At 62.8% G+C, this 17342-nt stretch carries 13 protein-coding genes, 3 tRNA genes and 1 riboswitch; of the genes, 11 read left to right on the forward strand and 5 right to left on the reverse strand.

The window, feature by feature from the left end:
* The first annotated feature begins 4 nt into the window (after positions 1-4).
* From JI75_RS00735 to JI75_RS00745, 3 genes are read left to right on the forward strand one after another with little or no spacing between them, the layout of a single operon-like run.
* Complete coding sequence (locus JI75_RS00735) at positions 5-991, forward strand: metal ABC transporter substrate-binding protein (protein ID WP_039688003.1); 987 nt, start codon at positions 5-7, stop codon at positions 989-991.
* Between the two features lie 2 nt (positions 992-993).
* On the forward strand, positions 994-1746 hold the full coding sequence (locus tag JI75_RS00740) for a metal ABC transporter ATP-binding protein (protein WP_052241470.1): 753 nt from the start codon (positions 994-996) through the stop codon (positions 1744-1746).
* Entirely contained in the window at positions 1743-2591 is an 849-nt protein-coding gene (locus JI75_RS00745) for a metal ABC transporter permease (RefSeq protein ID WP_240993184.1), read from the forward strand. The genes JI75_RS00740 and JI75_RS00745 overlap by 4 nt, the downstream gene beginning before the upstream one ends.
* A gap of 21 nt (positions 2592-2612) precedes the next feature.
* Here JI75_RS00745 and JI75_RS08635 read toward each other — a convergent pair whose 3' ends face one another.
* The gene (locus JI75_RS08635) at positions 2613-3281 is read right to left on the reverse strand and encodes a 5-formyltetrahydrofolate cyclo-ligase (RefSeq protein WP_052241471.1); all 669 of its coding nucleotides are present in this window, start codon (positions 3279-3281) and stop codon (positions 2613-2615) included.
* Between the two features lie 365 nt (positions 3282-3646).
* Between JI75_RS08635 and JI75_RS00755 the strand changes: the two genes are divergently transcribed.
* Positions 3647-4093 carry an Rrf2 family transcriptional regulator gene (locus JI75_RS00755; protein WP_039688005.1) on the forward strand — a complete coding sequence of 149 codons (447 nt, stop codon included), beginning with the start codon at positions 3647-3649 and terminating at the stop codon, positions 4091-4093.
* 145 nt (positions 4094-4238) lie between these two features.
* Here the strand turns inward: JI75_RS00755 and JI75_RS00760 are convergent.
* Positions 4239-4315 (reverse strand) — tRNA-Arg (locus JI75_RS00760).
* A 343-nt stretch (positions 4316-4658) separates the two neighbouring features.
* Between JI75_RS00760 and JI75_RS00765 the strand changes: the two genes are divergently transcribed.
* Both JI75_RS00765 and JI75_RS00770 read left to right on the forward strand, forming a co-directional pair.
* Positions 4659-8534, forward strand: a complete 3876-nt coding sequence (locus JI75_RS00765) for a Cna B-type domain-containing protein (RefSeq protein ID WP_158407603.1) — start codon at positions 4659-4661, stop codon at positions 8532-8534.
* Positions 8535-8662: 128 nt separating this feature from the next.
* Positions 8663-10018 (forward strand): citrate synthase, encoded by a 1356-nt coding sequence (locus tag JI75_RS00770; RefSeq protein WP_039688009.1) that lies wholly within the window; start codon positions 8663-8665, stop codon positions 10016-10018.
* Positions 10019-10148: 130 nt separating this feature from the next.
* Here JI75_RS00770 and JI75_RS00775 read toward each other — a convergent pair whose 3' ends face one another.
* The 3 genes from JI75_RS00775 to JI75_RS00785 form a co-directional block, all read right to left on the reverse strand.
* On the reverse strand, positions 10149-11558 hold the full coding sequence (locus tag JI75_RS00775; RefSeq protein ID WP_039690207.1) for an alanine/glycine:cation symporter family protein: 1410 nt from the start codon (positions 11556-11558) through the stop codon (positions 10149-10151).
* A gap of 90 nt (positions 11559-11648) precedes the next feature.
* Positions 11649-11741: riboswitch (glycine riboswitch) on the reverse strand.
* Positions 11742-11873: 132 nt separating this feature from the next.
* A complete protein-coding gene (locus JI75_RS00780; protein ID WP_039688011.1) occupies positions 11874-12728 on the reverse strand; it encodes an aminotransferase class IV in 855 nt (284 codons plus the stop codon).
* Between the two features lie 55 nt (positions 12729-12783).
* Positions 12784-12871: transfer RNA gene (locus JI75_RS00785), tRNA-Ser, on the reverse strand.
* Between the two features lie 96 nt (positions 12872-12967).
* On the opposite strand from JI75_RS00785, the gene JI75_RS00790 reads away from it, so the two are divergent.
* From JI75_RS00790 to JI75_RS00810, 5 genes are all read left to right on the forward strand, one after another.
* Positions 12968-13474, forward strand: coding sequence for a nucleoside deaminase (locus tag JI75_RS00790; protein WP_039688013.1), 507 nt, complete (start codon positions 12968-12970; stop codon positions 13472-13474).
* Positions 13467-14456: a 4-(cytidine 5'-diphospho)-2-C-methyl-D-erythritol kinase gene (gene ispE / locus JI75_RS00795; RefSeq protein ID WP_039688015.1), complete on the forward strand. Its 990-nt coding sequence runs from the start codon at positions 13467-13469 to the stop codon at positions 14454-14456. Before JI75_RS00790 ends, ispE begins: the two co-directional genes overlap by 8 nt.
* A 118-nt stretch (positions 14457-14574) precedes the next feature.
* A tRNA-Ser gene (locus JI75_RS00800) sits at positions 14575-14665 on the forward strand.
* A 289-nt stretch (positions 14666-14954) separates the two neighbouring features.
* Positions 14955-15464, forward strand: a complete 510-nt coding sequence (locus tag JI75_RS00805) for a shikimate kinase (RefSeq protein WP_039688017.1) — start codon at positions 14955-14957, stop codon at positions 15462-15464.
* Positions 15465-15479: 15 nt separating this feature from the next.
* On the forward strand, positions 15480-17120 hold the full coding sequence (locus JI75_RS00810; RefSeq protein ID WP_039688019.1) for a helix-turn-helix transcriptional regulator: 1641 nt from the start codon (positions 15480-15482) through the stop codon (positions 17118-17120).
* The last annotated feature ends 222 nt before the right edge of the window (positions 17121-17342 follow it).

Below are 17342 nucleotides of genomic sequence, written 5' to 3' on the forward strand. Positions count from 1 at the left end.
AAGCATGGGATTCGGTCTCATCACGCGCAAGGAGTTCGTAGGTTCTTTCGCCAAGGTTGCGGCAGCGGGTGCTTTGACGGCTGTCGGAGCGTCGGCCCTGGCCGGCTGCTCGGGGCAGGCGCCCCAGAAGCAGGAGGCCGGCAACGGCAAGGTGAAGGTGGCGGCCAGCTTCTATTCGATGGCCGACTTCGCTCAGAAAATCGGCGGCGACAACGTCGAGGTCACGTGCCTGGTGCCGTCCGGCACCGAGCCGCACGATTGGGAGCCTTCGACCTCCGACATCAAAACCATCGAGACCGCTGCCGTTCTGGTGTACAACGGCGCGGGCATGGAGCATTGGGTCTCCGATATGCTGGCTAGCATCTCGAACAAGAGCCTGGTTGCGGTCGAGGCCAGCTCGGGGGTCGATTTGCGGCGCCTGTCGGACGACGAGCTGCAGGAGGCGCGCGCCGAAGATCCCGATGCGTCCGATACCGATCCGCATGTGTGGCTCGACCCCAAGAACGTGAAGATCGAGATGGAAAACATCCGGGCGGCGCTTGCGAAGGTCGATCCCGACAACGCTGCCGCCTATCAGCAGAATTACGACAAATGGGCGTCTGAGTGCGACAAGCTGGACAAAGAGTTCACCGAAGGGCTCTCCTCGGTCAGCCAGAAGTCCATCGTGGTGTCCCACGAGGCGTACGGGTACCTGTGCCAGGCCTACGGTTTGGACCAGGTAGCCATCGAGGGCATCGAGCCCGACGCCGAGCCCGACGCCCAGACCATGGCCGAGATCGTTCAGTTCGTGAAGGACAACAACGTCAAGGTCATCTTCAGCGAAGAGCTGGTAAGCCCCAAGGTCGCCCAGTCCATTGCCGCGGCGTGCGGTGCCGAGGTGATGGAGCTCAACCCCATCGAGGGGCTGAGCGAGGAAGACCTCAAGGCCGGAGAGGACTACTTCTCGGTCATGCGCGACAACCTGAACAAGCTCGAATCGGTTCTGGCCTAACCATGACCGATGCGGCTCCCATCATCTTTGCGGGCGCGCGGTTCGCCTACCGCGAAACCGAGGTTCTCAAAGGGGTCGGCCTTTCGGTGGGCCTTGGCGAGATATGCGCTCTGATCGGCGATAACGGAGCCGGTAAATCGACCATGGCGCGATTGGCCGTGGGGGAGTGCTCGCCGACGGGCGGCAGCGTGCGCCTGTTCGGCTGCGATCCTGCGAGGTTTCGCGACTGGAGGCGCGTGGGCTATGTTCCCCAGCTGCCGCCGACGGCGGTCGAGCGGTTTCCCGCAACGGTGTTCGAGCTGGTGTATATGAGCCAGTATGCGAGCGCTTCTCGATTCGGGAAGGGGGCGCGCTGCGCGAAGGAGCGGGCCCGGCGCGCGCTCAGCCAGGTCGATATGGGCGGCTTCGAGCGCCGCATGTGCCGCGAGCTGTCCGGAGGGCAGCTGCAGCGGGTCCGTCTGGCGTGCGCGCTGGCGGGCGGGCCCGACCTTTTGATCCTCGACGAGCCGGCCACCGGCCTCGACGCCGAGAGCAGCCGGGCGTTTTACGATCTGGTGCGCCACATTCATCTGGACCACGGCATCGGGGTGTTCATGATCACGCACGACCACGAGGCGCTCTCCAGTCTGGGGTGTCGCGTTGTGACGCTGCGCCGCGGCGTTATCGAGCGCGATGTTCCCGCCAGCGCGCCCGCTTCCGATTCGGGGTGCTCGACGTGCCTGGTGTACGGTTCGGACGAAGGCGGTGCGCGATGATCGAGATGCTGCAGTACACCTTCATGCAGCATGCGCTTGTGGTCGGCGTCGTATTGGGCCTGGTCATTCCACTCGTCGGCGTCATCATCGTGCTGAAGCGGCTGTCCATGATCGGGGATGCGCTTTCCCATACGTCGCTTGCGGGCGTGGCGGCGGGGCTCATCGCGGGCATCAACCCCGTTCTGGGCGCTGCGTTCGCCTGCCTGGTCGGCGCGTTTTGCATCGAGGGGATCCGCCTGAAGTTCCGCGAGCAGTCCGAGCTGGCCGTCGCCGTGGTCATGGCCACGGGCATCGGTTTCGCGGGCGTGCTCTCGGGGTTCGTTCCCAATGCGGCCAGTTTCAGCAGCTTCCTGTTCGGCAGCATTCTCACCGTGAGCGATCTCGAAGTGCTCGCGGTTTTGGTGGTTGCCGCTTCTGCGGCGGCGTTTTGCCTGGTGCTGTACCGCGAGCTGTTTCTGATGGCCTTCGACGAGCGCCACGCGCGTGCGGCGGGGGTCCGCAACGGGGCGATAAACGCCCTGTTCGTGGTGATCATAGCGCTCATGGTGGCGGTTGCCGCCCGCACGGTGGGGTCGCTCATCGTCTCTTCCATGATGGTGGTTCCGGTGGCGTGCGCGCTTCAGGTCGCCCGTAGCTGGCGGCAGATGTACGCCGTTTCCGCCCTGGTGGGCGTGAGCACCACCGTTGCCGGCATCGTGGTCTCGTACTTCTTCGGACTGAAGCCCGGCGGAACCATCGTCTTGATGGCGGTGGCGCTGCTGCTGGTCATTCTGCTGGCGAAAGCCGTCCTTTCCCGCGTTCGCCCCGTTGCGGGAAAGGACGCGCTTCCCGACCGGACCGCCTGATCAGAATCCCGATCGGGTTCGCTACCCGACGATGATGTCGGGTAGCGGAATATCGTGGGCTTCGACGGGAAGGCCGCACCACCGTTGCTCGGCGAATGCGAATCCGACGACGACGGATTCCGGGCGCGTTTCGACGAGGAAGCGATCGTAGTTTCCGCCGCCGTATCCCAGGCGGTTGTTCTTCTCGTCGAATCCGACTAAGGGCACCACTACCGCATCGAAGTCCTCTGCCTGCGCCGTGCGCAGCCCCAATCCCGCCAACTCGTCCTCCGCGACGGACTTCGCCGGCTGGGCGAGGAAGGGCAGATCCCGCCGTCGATACGATTCTGCTGTCAGCTGGACGAACCTCATGCGGATGCGGGGGCTTCCCTGCGGGGTCGGGGCTTCTTTCACCATAACGGGGAAGAAGCAGTTCCAACCGCGACGCGCCGCTTCGAGCACGAAGCGATCGAGCGTCGGCTCGCTTCCCATCGCTGCGTACAGAGCCACCGAGGGCGGGCGGCGATCTGTTTCGGAGCCGGATCCGCTCAGCTTTTCCGCCAGGTGAGCGGAAAGCCGTTCGCACATCGAGGCGCTGCGTTCGAGTCGGTCCGCCTCGCCGATGCGGTCGCGTCGGGCTATCAGCGTGCGGCGAAGGGCGGCTTTGTCGGAGGGGGGCGGTGTTTTTTCCATATCGATGTCGTTTTTCATGGGCGATATCTCGTTTCGGTGAATGAACGGATGGTAATATACGAAAAAGAATACAGTTTCCAGTTTCGGCCAATTCGGGCCATCTTCCTAGGTTAACAGAGCTTGCCTGGTATCGGATGGCTTGGTCCCAGCCTGCGCCCCATAGCGCATTATGGAGATTATCGGATAATCAACTCGGCATTTCATTTAATGGAAACGTAACAACGCCTACGGTGCATTATGATTCCCTGACGGCCGTAAGGCGATCGAGACGAGAAGCGGTGCCCGCACCGCTCGGTTTTCAAAAACCTTGTGCGGTTCGCGTAGGGGAGCCGGGTATCCAGAGGGGATCTCCCGGTTGATGAAGATGTGAAAGGTGGCAGCTGATGAAGCTCAAGGCTTCTATCGATTATGGCGTGCGCGCCATGATGTATCTTGCGATAAAGGGGGGCACCTGCTCTTCCAAAGAGATCGCCGAGCACATGGACATCCCGCGTGATTACCTTATTCAGCTTGGCCTGAAGCTGCGAAACGCCGGCCTCATCAACGCCCGTCCCGGAAAGAACGGCGGCTACACCTTGGCCAAGGAGCCGTCCGAGGTGTCGATCCACCAGATCGTCGCCGCGTTCGAAGAGACGTACAAAGACCCTCGCCACCCCTTGACGGGCAAGCATGTCGAGGACACCATCGGCGGCAAGGTGGCCAACGCCAATGCGCTCATCTCATCGAGCGTCGATATGTTCCTCGGTCGGATCACCATCCAGGACCTTCTGGACGCCGGCGAGCAGAAAGAGGGCAAGAAGGAGTTCTTCTCGCGCATTCAGGGCGAGTAGGCGTGATATCCGGGCTGCAGTCGTTCGGTCCGCAGCCCGGCTTTTCGCCCGCTACGATATTGAGCTGCATGTGAATCGGGTGTCGTACCGTTTTCAGGTGAAAGCAAAGAAAAGGGCCAGACTAATATCCGGCCCGGAAGTTCGGTGGTGCGCCGTGAGGGATTCGAACCCCCGACGTACTGATTCGTAGTCAGTCCCTCTATCCAGCTGAGGTAACGGCGCATATCAGAAACAGCGAAGGTTATTATACACGCACCAAAACGAGAGTCAACACATTAATTTGCATTTTTTTAAATCCGACCGAATCGCCCGTGCATAAACCTCCTGTGTTTCCCCATCGGGATCCCTTGGGGGCAACGGTGCGCCCGAAGATGCGGAGGGGGAGGATATGGAGGAACCGAAACAAGGGAAATATGCGGGTCGGAGCAAAAAGTCGCTGCTATAATCTGCTCCGAAAAATCGGGTTGGAGTACCGTTTTACAGAGATATATCGATGAAGGGAGTACAGGTGGGTTCACGACGCAAAGGGTTGCGTGCGGGCCTAGCTTCCGCGCTGTTATCTGCCATGCTTGCGGTCGGTTCGTGGTCGGCTTATGCCGAGGAGACGGCGACTACGGCGCCGGCTGGTGGAAACGTCCTGCTCGAACAGGCGTCCGAGCGTGCGGGGCTGCTGTCCGAGGTGTACCTCAACACTGCGTCGGGAAGCGACGCCAGCGGCGGCGAAGCGGCCGCTTCCGCGGTCAAAACGTTTCAGCGGGCTCTCGAGCTGGTGTCGGATGGCGGCTCCATCTACGTTGATGGCACGATTCTCGTCAGCCAGGACCTCTCGGTGGCGAAAACCGTCGCGGTCAAAGCGTCCGGCAGCCAGTCCGTCGTGTTCGATCTGAGGGCGAAGCTTTCCATGGAGGCGGGCAAGAAGCTGTCCGTCGAGGTTACCGGGGACAAGACCCTGGCGCGCACGGCGTTTTCGATGCAGGGCGGCTCTCTGGGCGATGGGTCGTACCGGATCGACCTCACCGGATCCCCCGTCAAGACGTCCCTCGCTTTCGATAAGGCTGCGGTCATCGAGGGCACTTCGAAGGACGCTCTGAAGGTCGAGATCGTCGACGCCCTCCTCACCAGCGTCACGGGAAGCGTGACGGTGCGCAACGCCGCGGTCGTTCAGACGGAGAACGCTGCGTTCGGCAGCCAGCAGGTGGGCACCCTGAACCTGTACGGCGCCGATTACCGCTTCGTTTCCCCCAGCTCCAAAAACTACAATCGCCTGCGCATCGCAAATGCGCTGGATATGCGCGATTCTTCCCTTTCGATCGATGCTGTCAGCATTCCGAATCGCTACGGCCTCATCCTGGGCGACAAGGGCGCGTCGAAGTACCGCATCGAGAATTCGTCGGTGTCCATCTCCCCGTACGGCAGCATCCTCGCCGATAGCGGCGGGTTCGTGGCTTCGAACAGCACGTTTGCCGTCGATGGCATCCATCATCCGAAAGCCAAGCCGTTCCCTGCGTACTTCCCCGCGACCCTCGAGGGGCGCCTGGTCGATTTCAGCGCGGATTCGCCGGTTCGGGTGAGCCTGAGCGACACCGCGGGCAACTCTTACGATTACGGTTTCCCGGCCGGTCATGGCGACGAGGTCGTCAAGGTCATCCCCCTTCCCGCCGTAACGCTGACCTTCGTGAACGAGGAAAGCGGCGAGGAAAAGGCGTTCACGCTGGTCAAGGGAAACAGCCTCGAAGCCCTCAGTGGCAAGGTGAAGGCCGACGGAGTGCTTATCGACAAGTCGTCGCTGTCCGATATGACGACGGTTCCCGCGGACAAGGAGCTCAAGCTTCTGATCGACGGCGACGAAGGCAAGCCCTATTCGTACGGCATGGCGATCGACCAGGATACGAAGGTGGTCGTGAAGACCGTCGACAAGGCGAACATAAGCGGGGTGCGCTACTTCCTGAATGAGACCGCCTCGGATAACCGCTACGCGTTCGTCGAAAACGGGTCCGATGTTGCGCATCCTTTGTCGAAGGACGCCGTGCAGGCGCGCGAGAACTGGTTCGACATTCGCGCCAAGAAGTTCAAGGGCTGGTCGCTCGATCGCGAGGGAACCCAGATGGTGGACGCGTCGTTTGCTGCGTCCGAGACGGGCATACGCGAGCTTTACGCCCAATGGGAAGACCGCAAGGCCTTCACGGTGGTGTACTACCGGCAGACTCCCTGGTATACCGACAGCGCGACCGAGCCTCATATGAATATCGAAAAGGTTGAGACCACGGTGTACGAAGGCGAGCATCTCGCCGGGGTCTTGGCCGATCCGAGCGTCGAGCTTTCCCTGTCGGAAAGCGCGCGGCAGGCAGCGCTCAAGGACGGCAAGTTCTTCTATCCGGTGGTGAGCGACCCTACGTCCGACCCCAAAGACGGCTTCTACACCGTTCCCCCGAACGGCTACTACGGCCGTTGGCACTGGTACAAGGACACCTCGCTTTGGGACTACCTGCTCCCCAGCGGGGCGTCGGGCAAGATGCGCACGATCGGCTGGAACACGCAGCCCGACGGGTTCGCGCAGGGAGGCACGGGGCACTTCTTCCGCGGAGGCCACGAGCTTACGGCCGACGATGCGCAGTACCTGTCCGAAGACGGCAAGCTGCATCTGTACAACCAGTGGGTCGATCTGGGATGGCTGGCGAAGACCGCCGCCGACAACATCGCCGATCCCGACAAGACCCGCCCCAACATCACGCTCGCGGGCGAGGGGACGGATCCGGGCGATTACGAGACGGCTGCGGGTGCGCTGGTCATCGACCATTCGCAGGTGCTCGACTACAAGGCGCACCTGGACTACGAACCCATCAGGAAAGACCTCGTCACCCTGTGGGGCCGCATCAACGAGGTGACGGAATGGTCCGGCGTTATGAACGCGTACTTCGATTCGCGCCTGGAATTCGACCAGGACGTGCCGGTTCTGTTCGAGAGCACCTGGCTGCGCCCCGATGAGACGAAGCTCGCGGAGTACGGCGTGACGGTCAAGCAGGTGGAGGGCAACCCCTACCAATGGGTGTTCACCGTCGGCAAGGACAAGATCACGGCCGAAACGGTTCAGCGTACGGGCACCGACGGCGCCTACGACTCGTCGGGAATGACCTACTACAAGGCGTCGATTCCCGTGACCATGATTCCCAAGTACGATCCGGCGGGCGGAAACGACTTCCAGAGCCTCAGTTTCGAGGACTTCATGAAGCCCATGACCCTCACCGTTCAGGACGATTACGGCAGGGGCATCAACGGCATCGTCACCAAGGAGTCCGCGAACCGCATCGCGCTCAGCGATAAGCCCGTCATCATCGTCGGCGGGGACATCCAGATGAACATCAACGGGTTCGAGCGGTACGGGATGACGCTGCTCAAGTACCAGCTGAAATCGAATGCGTTCGACGAGCATGCGAAGCTCTACCCGTCGGGTGCGGTGAGGGCCCGTTACGAGCTGGTCGATTTCGGGGACTACTCGAACAAGCTGGCAGACCTGAAGAACCCGGGCACCGACGAGCTGGTCGATACGTTCGAGGGCCGCGCGAAAAACGAGAACATTCAGGGCGAGGATCCGAACAACTACGCCGATCCCTACAGCGTGGGCGTGCCTTCGTACGAAAAGGAAGGCTACGAGCTGGTGGGTATCAAGGTCCAGACGCAGCAGGTGGACGATGGCGGGAACCTCGCGGTTGACGATCAGGGCAACCCGATCGTTTCCGAGCAGGCGTTCTCTGTCAAAGACGGCAACCTCGCCGACGGAAAGGCGCTTCTCGCCGGCAGCTTCGCCCACGACAAGCGCATCACGTTCGTGATGCAGTACGCCAAGAAGTCCGACGTCACCGTATCCATCCCGGTGGAGAAGGTTTGGGAGGGCTCTGCGGGAGGGGCCGTCGAGGGCGACTCTTCCGAACTTCCCGGAAGCGTCGAGGTGAAGCTGCTTGCCGACGGCCAGCAGACGGCGTCCCTGACGCTTTCTCCGTCTGCCGATGCGCAGAAGAGCTGGAAGGGGGCGTTCCGGGACGTGCCGAAGTACGGCCCCGACCTGAAGGAGATCGCGTACACGGTTGCCGAGGCCGGCATCGGCGCCGATGGTACCGTCGAGCTGGACGGCGCGCGGTATGCGGTGACGGTTTCGGGCGATGCCTCCAAGGGCTTTGCGATAACCAACAGGGCGGTTCCGACCGATCCGAACCCCGTCGATCCGCCGAGCCCCATCGATCCCCCCGTTCCGCCGACCCCGGTGGAGCCGCCGGTTCCGGGCGACCCCGACCCGTCCGATAAGACGGTCGTCGCCCCCTCCGTCAAGGCGGTGCTTCCCGTCACGGGGGACGGCTCTGGCGCTTACGCCGTCGGAGCTGCGGCGGCCGCAATCGCTTCGGCGCTGGCGCTGTTTGCCGGCGCGCGCTCGAAGAGGCGTCGCTAAGCGCCTCCCCTTACCGACCCCGGCAGTGGTCGAAGCCTGATCGGCGCCCTGTTCTGATAGCATAGTGCTACATCGGAACGGGGCGCTTTCTTTTTCTTCGCCCTACCTCTGAGCGAAGGGGAACTGCTATGGACCAGCGGCGCGCATTCGAGCTTTACGATCGTTTCAACGAGGTCAACGGCATCGACCTCGAATCTTTCTCGCATCTCGATATCAAGCGCGGCCTGCGCAACGCCGACGGGACCGGGGTGCTGGCCGGCGTGACGAACATCTCGAACGTCCACGGCTACCTGGTCTCGGACGGTTCGCGCGTTCCCGACGAAGGGTCGCTGCGCTATCGCGGCTTCGACATCTACGATCTTCTCGGCGGAGCGGATGGGGACGACGATGACCGTCGCTTCCGCTTCGAAGAGATCTCCTATCTGCTCCTTTTGGGCGACCTGCCCACGCAAGAGCAGCTCGATGCGTATCGGGCGGTGCTCGACGAGCAGCGCGAGCTTCCCGACGGCTTCACCGCCTCGATGATCATGCGCAACACCCCGCCCGATATCATGAACGTGATGTCGCGGTCGGTGCTGCTGCTGTACGCCTACGACGACCGGGCCGAAGACCGCTCGCCCGTGCACGAGATCGCAACGGCGGTTTCGCTCATCTCCCGGCTCCCGCGCATCATGGTGCTCACCTACTATGCCCAGCAGGCGCGCTACCACAACGGGTCGATGATCATGCATCGGTTCGTCCCCGGCCAGTCCACGGCCGAGACGGTGCTTTCGATGCTGCGCCCCGACCGTTCGTTCACCGCCGACGAGGCGCGCATGCTCGACATCATGATGAGCCTGCACGCCGAGCACGGGGGAGGCAACAACTCCACGTTCACCACGCGCGTGCTGACGTCGGCCGACACCGATGCGTACTCCGCCTACAGCGCGGCGATGGGCTCTTTGAAGGGCCGCCGCCACGGCGGGGCCAACCATCAGGTGCGTGCCATGCAGGCCGAGATCAAGCAGAACGTCGCCCATTGGGATAACGAGGGCGAAGTGGCCGATTATCTGCGCAAGATCGTGAACCGCGACGCCTACGACCGCACGGGGCTGGTGTACGGCATGGGGCACGCGGTGTACACCAAGTCGGATCCGCGCGCGGTGGTGTGCAAGCGCTTCGCCGAGCAGCTGGCGAAGGGTACCGAGTTCGAGGCCGAGCTCGAGCTTCTCAAGTCCATCGAGCTCCTGACGCCCGAAGTGATGCGCACCGAGCGCAACTCCAAGAAGGCGATGTGCGCGAACGTCGATATGTACTCCGGATTCGTGTACTCGATGATGGGAATCCCCGAAGAGCTGTACACGCCGCTGTTCGCCTGCGCGCGCATGGCGGGCTGGGCCGCCCATCGGTTCGAGGAGATCGTGTCGGGCAAGCGCATCATACGTCCGGCGTACAAGTCCACCTACTCGGCGAAGCGCCCCTATCTTCCCATCGACCAGCGATAACGCGTTTTCCGAAATCTGTTTCGGCAGCTACAACCGCATCCCGGAAACCAAGCCGCCCCGCCTCCCGGAAAGGGAGGGCGGGGCGGCTCGTTGGGGGGCGGTTTCAGGGGTCTTAACGGACCCTTGCTCGCTAGTCGTTTTTGCGCGTGCCCTTGTGCTCCTTGGCGATGGCTGCGACAACTCCCGACATCGCGACGAGGGCGATCACGTTGGGCAGGACCATCAGCTGGTTGAACAGGTCGGCAAGCTCCCAGACCAGCTCGTTGGAGGCAAGCGACCCCAGGAAGATGAACACCAGCGCGATAACCGAGAACACGTTCACGGCCTTCTTGCCGGCCTTGGGGAACAGGTACTGCACGTTCAGCTTGGCGAACAGGTTCCAGCCGAGGATGGTGGAGAAGGCGAACATGAACAGGCAGATGGCGACGAAGATGCTGCCTCCTTGCGCTCCCAGCAGCGTGCCGAACGCGGCCTGGGCGAGGTTGGTCTTGCTCAGGCCTCCCGCGACGGCTGCGGCGTAATCCTGCGCGAACGCGCCGTCACCGACGAACATGGTGGAGATAACGACCAGGGCGGTGATGGAGACGACCACGATCGTGTCGATGAACACGCCGACCATGGCGATGACACCCTGCTCGTGGGGTTCGGACACCTTCGCCATCGCATGGGCGTGCGGGGTCGAGCCCATGCCGGCCTCGTTCGAGAACAGGCCGCGCTTGGCGCCCTGGGACAGGGCGGCGATCAGGCCGAAGGTCATGCCGCCCACCTCGGCGGCGGGATTGAAGGCGGACTGGAAGATCAAAGCGAACGCCGGTCCGACGTTTTGCCAGTTGGCGATGAGGACGATGATGCCGCACACGATGTAGACGATGGCCATGATGGGCACGATCTTCTCGGTCACCGAGGCGAGGCGCTGGATGCCGCCCAGGAACACGAACCCGGCCAGAATCACCACGACCAGGCCGACCACCCAGGTGGGGATGTTGAAGGCGTTGTTCATGGTTTCAGCGATGGAGTTCGACTGAACCATGCAGCCCATGAAGCCCAGCGCCAGGATGATGGCGATGGCGAAGAACCCGGCCAGGAACCGTCCGAACTTGCCCGTGAAGGCGGTGGTGATGTAGTACGCGGGACCGCCGTGAACCGACCCGTCGGCATCGACCACGCGGGTCTTCTGCGCAAGGACCGCTTCGGCGTAGTTGGTGGCCATGCCCAGGATGGCGATGAGCCACATCCAGAAGATGGCGCCCGGGCCGCCCACGATGATGGCGCCGCAGGCACCCACGATGTTTCCGGTTCCCACCTGGGCGGCGACGGCTGTGGCAAGCGCCTGGAACGAGCTGATGCCGCCTTCCTGCTTGCCCCCGCGCAGCGAGAATCCGCTGAACATGCGGGATACGCCCTCGCCGAAGCGGCGGAACTGGATGCCGCCTGTGCGGATGGTGAAGAACAGGCCGGCACCTACCAGCAGAAACACCAGGATATAGTTCGATAGGTACGAATTGATCGTTTGAACGACCGGGAGAAGCGCCGCTTCCAAGGTTGCCCCCTTCGAGATCGCGAACACTCGAGGAAGATTCCTAATGAAGACCGGGTATGCGGCGGTGGATGTGCGTGAGCACGGTCGCAAAAATGTGTCTCCGTCGGTTTGCCTGAGAGATTCAGCTGCGGATGCAGCCTTGCACCTTCGGCATTCATTTAAGAATTTTCCAGAGTGTTCTCCGCTTCCAGTTTCGGCGATGCCGATTCAAGAAGCTTCACTGAACTTATGGCTGGCAATTATGCTCGTACTGATGTGAGGTTGCAATACCCAATTTGCCGAGCGGCGGTTTTTTGATCCGGCATCGAGTCTGCGCTAGTCAAGCGCGTTCGATCCGGTGTAGTCCCGGAATTCGCGGATCAGCTCGTCTTGCAGCGCATTCAGGTTCTCGGGGTCGCGTCCCGCCACCGCCTGTCCGTCGATGGAGCGCACGGGAAGGCAGAACTTCGACGAGGAGCTGATCATGATCTCGTCGGCATCGAAGAGCTGATCGAGCGTGAAGGCGCGCTCGATGACGGGAATCCCCAGGCGATAGCACGCCTGGATCATGTGGGTTTTGGCGATGCCGCGCAGGATGTGCTCGTCGTTGGGATGCGAGTAGAACACGCCGTCTTTGAGGATCGACACGTTGGAGTGCGAGCATTCGGTAACCACGCCGTTGCGGTGCAGGATGGTCTCGCAGGCATCCCGGTCGTGCGCCATCTGGCTGTACAGGACGGCCGGCAAAAGGTTGAGCGTCTTCACGTGGCCGTATTCGAAGCGCTTGTCCTCGGTGACGGTCACGTTCACGGGCGTGCGGATGCTGCCGAGGGCCTGCGGGCGGATGAGCACCCACAGCTTGCCCTCCATATCGGAGCCGTACACGTGGTCGCGCATAGCTACCCCACGCGTGACCTGCCAGTATACGAAATGGGTATCTCCGTCCACTTTCGCCAGGAGGTCGAACAGCAGCTGTTTGAGCTCGTCTTTGCCCGAAGGGATGACGATGCCGAGGGCCCGCGCACTGGAGTAGAACCGATCGAGGTGGTCTTCCACGAGGTAGGGCACGCCGTTCGCCCCCATCGTGGCCTCGTACACGCCGTCCCCGAAGAAGTGCGAGCGATCGTTGAACGGGATGGTCACTTCGTCAACGGTGCCGACTTTGCCGTCGTAGTAGGCGAGGTTTTCCACAGGTGCATCCTTTCGGTCATAAAAAAAGCGCCCCGACCAGGGACGCTTGGAATTCTGGCGGAGGAAGTAGGATTCGAACCCACGATACCTTTCGGCATAACAGTTTTCAAGACTGCCGCCTTAAACCGCTCGGCCATTCCTCCAGATGGTAGATGCATTCGATGCGGCAGGCGAATCGGCGAGCGGTGCGGTGCCGACCCTTCGAAAGCGTGTCACAGAATACCATATATAATGGCGCTATGACTGATGAAGACTATATGCGCCTTGCGATCGAGGAGGCTCGGAAAGCGGCCGAATACGGCGAGGTTCCCATCGGCGCCGTGGTGGTCTACGCCCCCATCGACAAGGGGACGCGGCGTGCGTTGGCCGAGCCCCGGGTGATCGCCCGCGCGCGCAACTGCCGGGAAACCGATCGGGATCCGTCGGGCCACGCCGAGTTCAAGGCCCTGCTTGCGGCTGCGCGCGAGCTTGACGCGTGGAGGCTTTCGGGCTGCACGGTGTACGTCACGCTCGAGCCGTGCATCATGTGCGCGGGCCTCATGCACCAGGCCCGCATCGATCGCTGCGTGTTCGGAGCCGCCGATCCGAAGGCCGGTGCCCTGGGGTCGCTTTACCGGGTGAATGCCGACGAGCGGCTCAACCATAATTTCGAGGTGGCTTCCGGCGTGTTGGGAGAAGAGTGCGCCGAGCTGCTTACCGGGTTTTTCGCCGAACGACGGGGGAAGCGGGGGAGGCAACGTGATTAAGGGAGACGGGGCGCAAGACGCCGTCGATATGCTGGCTGAGGCAAGATCGGCCCAGATGCTGTCCGAGGCGGAAAGCCCCGGTTGGATCGAACTGGTCGCCCCGGCGAAGGTGAACCTGGTGCTCAACGTCGGCGATCGGCTGGATTCGGGCTACCATCGGGTATCGACCATCCTTCATGCGCTCAACCTCCACGATACGGTGTTCATGCGCCGCACGGCGGCTCCCGAGGGCTCGGGGCTTTCCGTAGCAGCCGAGGTGAAGGGCCGCGGCGGCGTTTCGGTGCCCGAGATCGCCTCTGCCGACAACCTGGCCGCGAAAGCGGTCGCGCTGCTTGCGCGCGCGATCGGCCGGGCAGAAGATGAGCGCGTCGAGATACGCATCGACAAGAGGATTCCCGCTCAGGCGGGGCTGGGAGGCGGGTCGTCCGACGCGGCCGCGGCGCTTGTGGGCGCATGCCGGCTGTGGGGCGTCGACCCGTCGTCTCGCGAGGTGCGGGACGCGGCCTGCGAGGTGGGAAGCGACGTTGCGTTTTTCCTCCAGGGCGGTTGCGCCGCCTTTGCGGGGAAGGGAGACGAGTTCGTGCGCTCCCTGTGCGCATCGAAGCGGCCGGTAGTGCTGGTCAAACCCGAGCGGGGGGTGTCGACGGTGCGCGCTTACCAGGCGTTCGACGCGGATCCCGTACCGGCGGATGGCGCGGTGGAAGCGGCGTTTGACGAAGTTGGATCCGCAGACGACGTGCCGCTGTTCAACAACCTGGCCCTTGCGTCCGAAGGGTTGGAACCCGAGCTTTCCGCGGTCCGACGCTGGCTGGAGGGCCGATGCGGCGCAGGCCGCGCGCTTTTGTGCGGCAGCGGCTCGTGCACGTTCGCGCTGTGCGAGAGCTTCGACGAGGCGGTGGCGGTTTCGGTGGAAGCGCGCAAGCACGGTTGGTGGTCGCGCGCAACGTCTCTGGGGTCGCTGAAGGCGGCGGTCGTTCGCTAGCCTGCCGTGGCCGACCGGGCTGCTCTGCAGAGCGTCTCGGACCGATCGCTCGGCGGCTCCGGTTGTGTTTTTGCGTTGCGCGGGAGGTGCAAGTCGGGTATCATTTTGCTTCGCTCATGGAGAAGTGACCGAGAGGCCGAAGGTGCTCGCCTGCTAAGTGAGTAATCGCCACAAGCGATTCTAGGGTTCGAATCCCTACTTCTCCGCCAGCATGTTTTCGCGCCCCCGACCTCGGGGGCGCGTTTTCGTTTTCCTGATGGGGCCTTCTGGCGCCGGCTTTGCGTCTCGGGTTCGGACGCCCTTCCCGACGCCTCGGAGCCCGCGCTGCTTGCGGGCCGGACGCCGAACGAGGCCGGGTCTCGGTTCGGCTCGATTCGATCAATTTGACAACAGGTTCTCCATTAGGCGTGAAATGGCCGATCCCTGCGTTCGAGATCCGCCCGCATAGCGTAGAATCATGCTCGATACGCGTATCTCGTCGCTGTTCAAGGAGTCATCATGGCCGACAAAAGCAATATCGTCCTCATCGGCATGCCGGGTGCCGGCAAATCGACGCTGGGTATCGTTCTTGCGAAGATCCTGAACAAGGATTTCGTCGATGCCGACCTTCTGATCCAGAACCAGTCCGACAAGACGCTGCAGAAGATCATCGACGCGCTGGGCCCCGAAGGGTTCATCGAGGTGGAAAACGCCGTTCTCAGCGGCATTTCCGCCACGAACTCCGTCATCTCCACGGGCGGCTCGGCCATCTACTCCGACGAGGCCATGAAGCATTTGGCGGAGATCGGCACCATCGTGTACCTCCAGATCTCCTACGATTCCCTCAAAACGCGCCTGGGCGATCTGCAGGAGCGCGGCGTCGTCCTGAAAAACGGCGTGAGCATGAGCCTTCACGACCTCTACGACGAGCGCAAGCCGCTGTACGAGAAGTACGCCCAGATAACCGTCAATGTCGACGACCTGACTATCACCGCCGCGGCTCGCAAGGTCGCCTCTGCGGTGGAATAGCGGGGCCGACGAAGCGTGAGTGCCGAGATCCGCAAGAACGGGCTCAACCTGAAGACGACGCTGAAACTGGCGTTCGGCTTCGCGTGCATGATCGCGTACAGCCGCATGCTGTCCCAGGGCTTCGTGGGCTACCTTACCCAGGGAGGGGCGGCGATCGCCGATCCTTTCTATGTCGTGCGCCTCGTCGCCGAAGTGGCGACGCTGCTGGTTCTGGCGATCGGCGGGTACTTGCGCAAATTCTCCGTCACCACCGGGGTGTTCTTCGTCTGCACGGCGGTTATGACCGCCGCCACCATCGTGGTGGCCGCAACCGACGACCTCGGCTCGGCCGGAGCGCCGTTCTTCTTCGCGGCGGGTGCGGCCAATGCGGTGGTCATGTACGTGTGGATGCTGCTGCTCAGCCGCTTTTCCGTGCGGCAGATCATGGCGTCGACCCTCGTCGGCCTGGCGATCGCGGGGGCCATCATCGAGGGATCTCCGCTGCTCGGTGAGGAAACCTGCCTGGTCGTAGCGGTGCTCTGCGCGTTTTCGGCCGGTTCGCTGGCGCTCAGCCTCGATCCGCGCCTCGAATCGTCGAAGGCCGACGGCATGCCCCCCGGCGTCCTTCCCCGCATCCCCTGGTTCAGCGTGCTGCTCATCTTTGCGAACGGCATCCTCGGCGCGATGCTGTACACCATCGCGAACCGCCGTCTGTCCCTGGTCACAGACGGTGCCAACTACGCCGTGTTCGCGGTGGGGGCGGCCCTCACCATCGGGGCGGTCGCCCTCATCATGCTGAAGCGCCGCGATTGGGTCCATATCGTCTGGGTTCCGCCGTTCGTGCTGCTCTCGGTGGCCATCGTGTTCTCGTGCTTCGTTTCGGATGCATCGGCCCAGGCGTTCCTCGGCTTCCTCTTGGCGGCTGTGTTCTGTTTCCGCTTCCTGTACTGGATGGTGTTCCCGTCCATGTTCTCCCTGCTGAAGGTTCCGCGCGCGTTTTTGGCCGGGTTGCTGCTGATCGCGGTCAACGGGTCGCTCGCCAACTTCGTCGGTGCGAACATCGGCGCGTTGTTGCCGATGAACATCCAGGTCATCAGCAATGCAGGCTGCGTGATCGCCGCGGTTTCGGCGCTGGTGCTGGCCGGTGCCATGACGCTTAACCGCGAGGTGAACCTTCGCCCTTACGAGATGGAAGACGAAGACGACGCCCCGCTTCCCGCCGGAGCTTCCCACCCGACCGTCGAGGCGGTGCCGCAGGAGCCGGCGTTGGCGCAGCAGGAAGCGCAGCGGGCCGGCGGGCTGGATGCGGTTTCTCAGGGAGAGCCCGAGAAGGGGCGGGATCAGGCGAAAGCCGACGAGCCTTCCGCCGGTGCGCCGGCTGCGGACGCGGCGCGGCCCGAAGCGGTCGAGGATACTCGGAAAGAAGACGCGCAGCAGACGATCACCGATCAGCTGAAGCAGCGCGTCGACCGCGTGTCGGAGCGCTACGGCCTGACGGCTCGGGAGTCCGAGGTCGCTCTGCTCACCGCGCAGGGGTTCTCGTGCGCCTACATCTCGGGGAAGCTGGTCGTGTCGAACTCGACCGTGCGCTACCACCAGCAAAACGCCTACCGCAAGCTCGGGGTCCATTCGCGCAACGAGCTGATCGAGTTCGTGAACCGCGTGAGCGGAGATTAGCCCCGCTTTTCCACGGATTGATCGGGGTGGTGGCCATAGGGGGTGAGGCTCGCTCGCCCGCACCGCTGGGCGCCCTGTTGTTTTTACCAGCTTTGCCTGATGGGAAGCTATAGGGTAACCTGTTTCCGATCCTGTTAGTTTTGGCAGTTTTGCATTCAGGGGGCTCTCGGTAGTATGGGTTGACGAGAGTGCCGTCTTCGCGCTCAGGCGATGCGCCTGCGC

This window comes from Berryella intestinalis, from assembly GCF_000814825.1.
GTDB classification, from domain to species: Bacteria; Actinomycetota; Coriobacteriia; order Coriobacteriales; family Eggerthellaceae; genus Berryella; species Berryella intestinalis.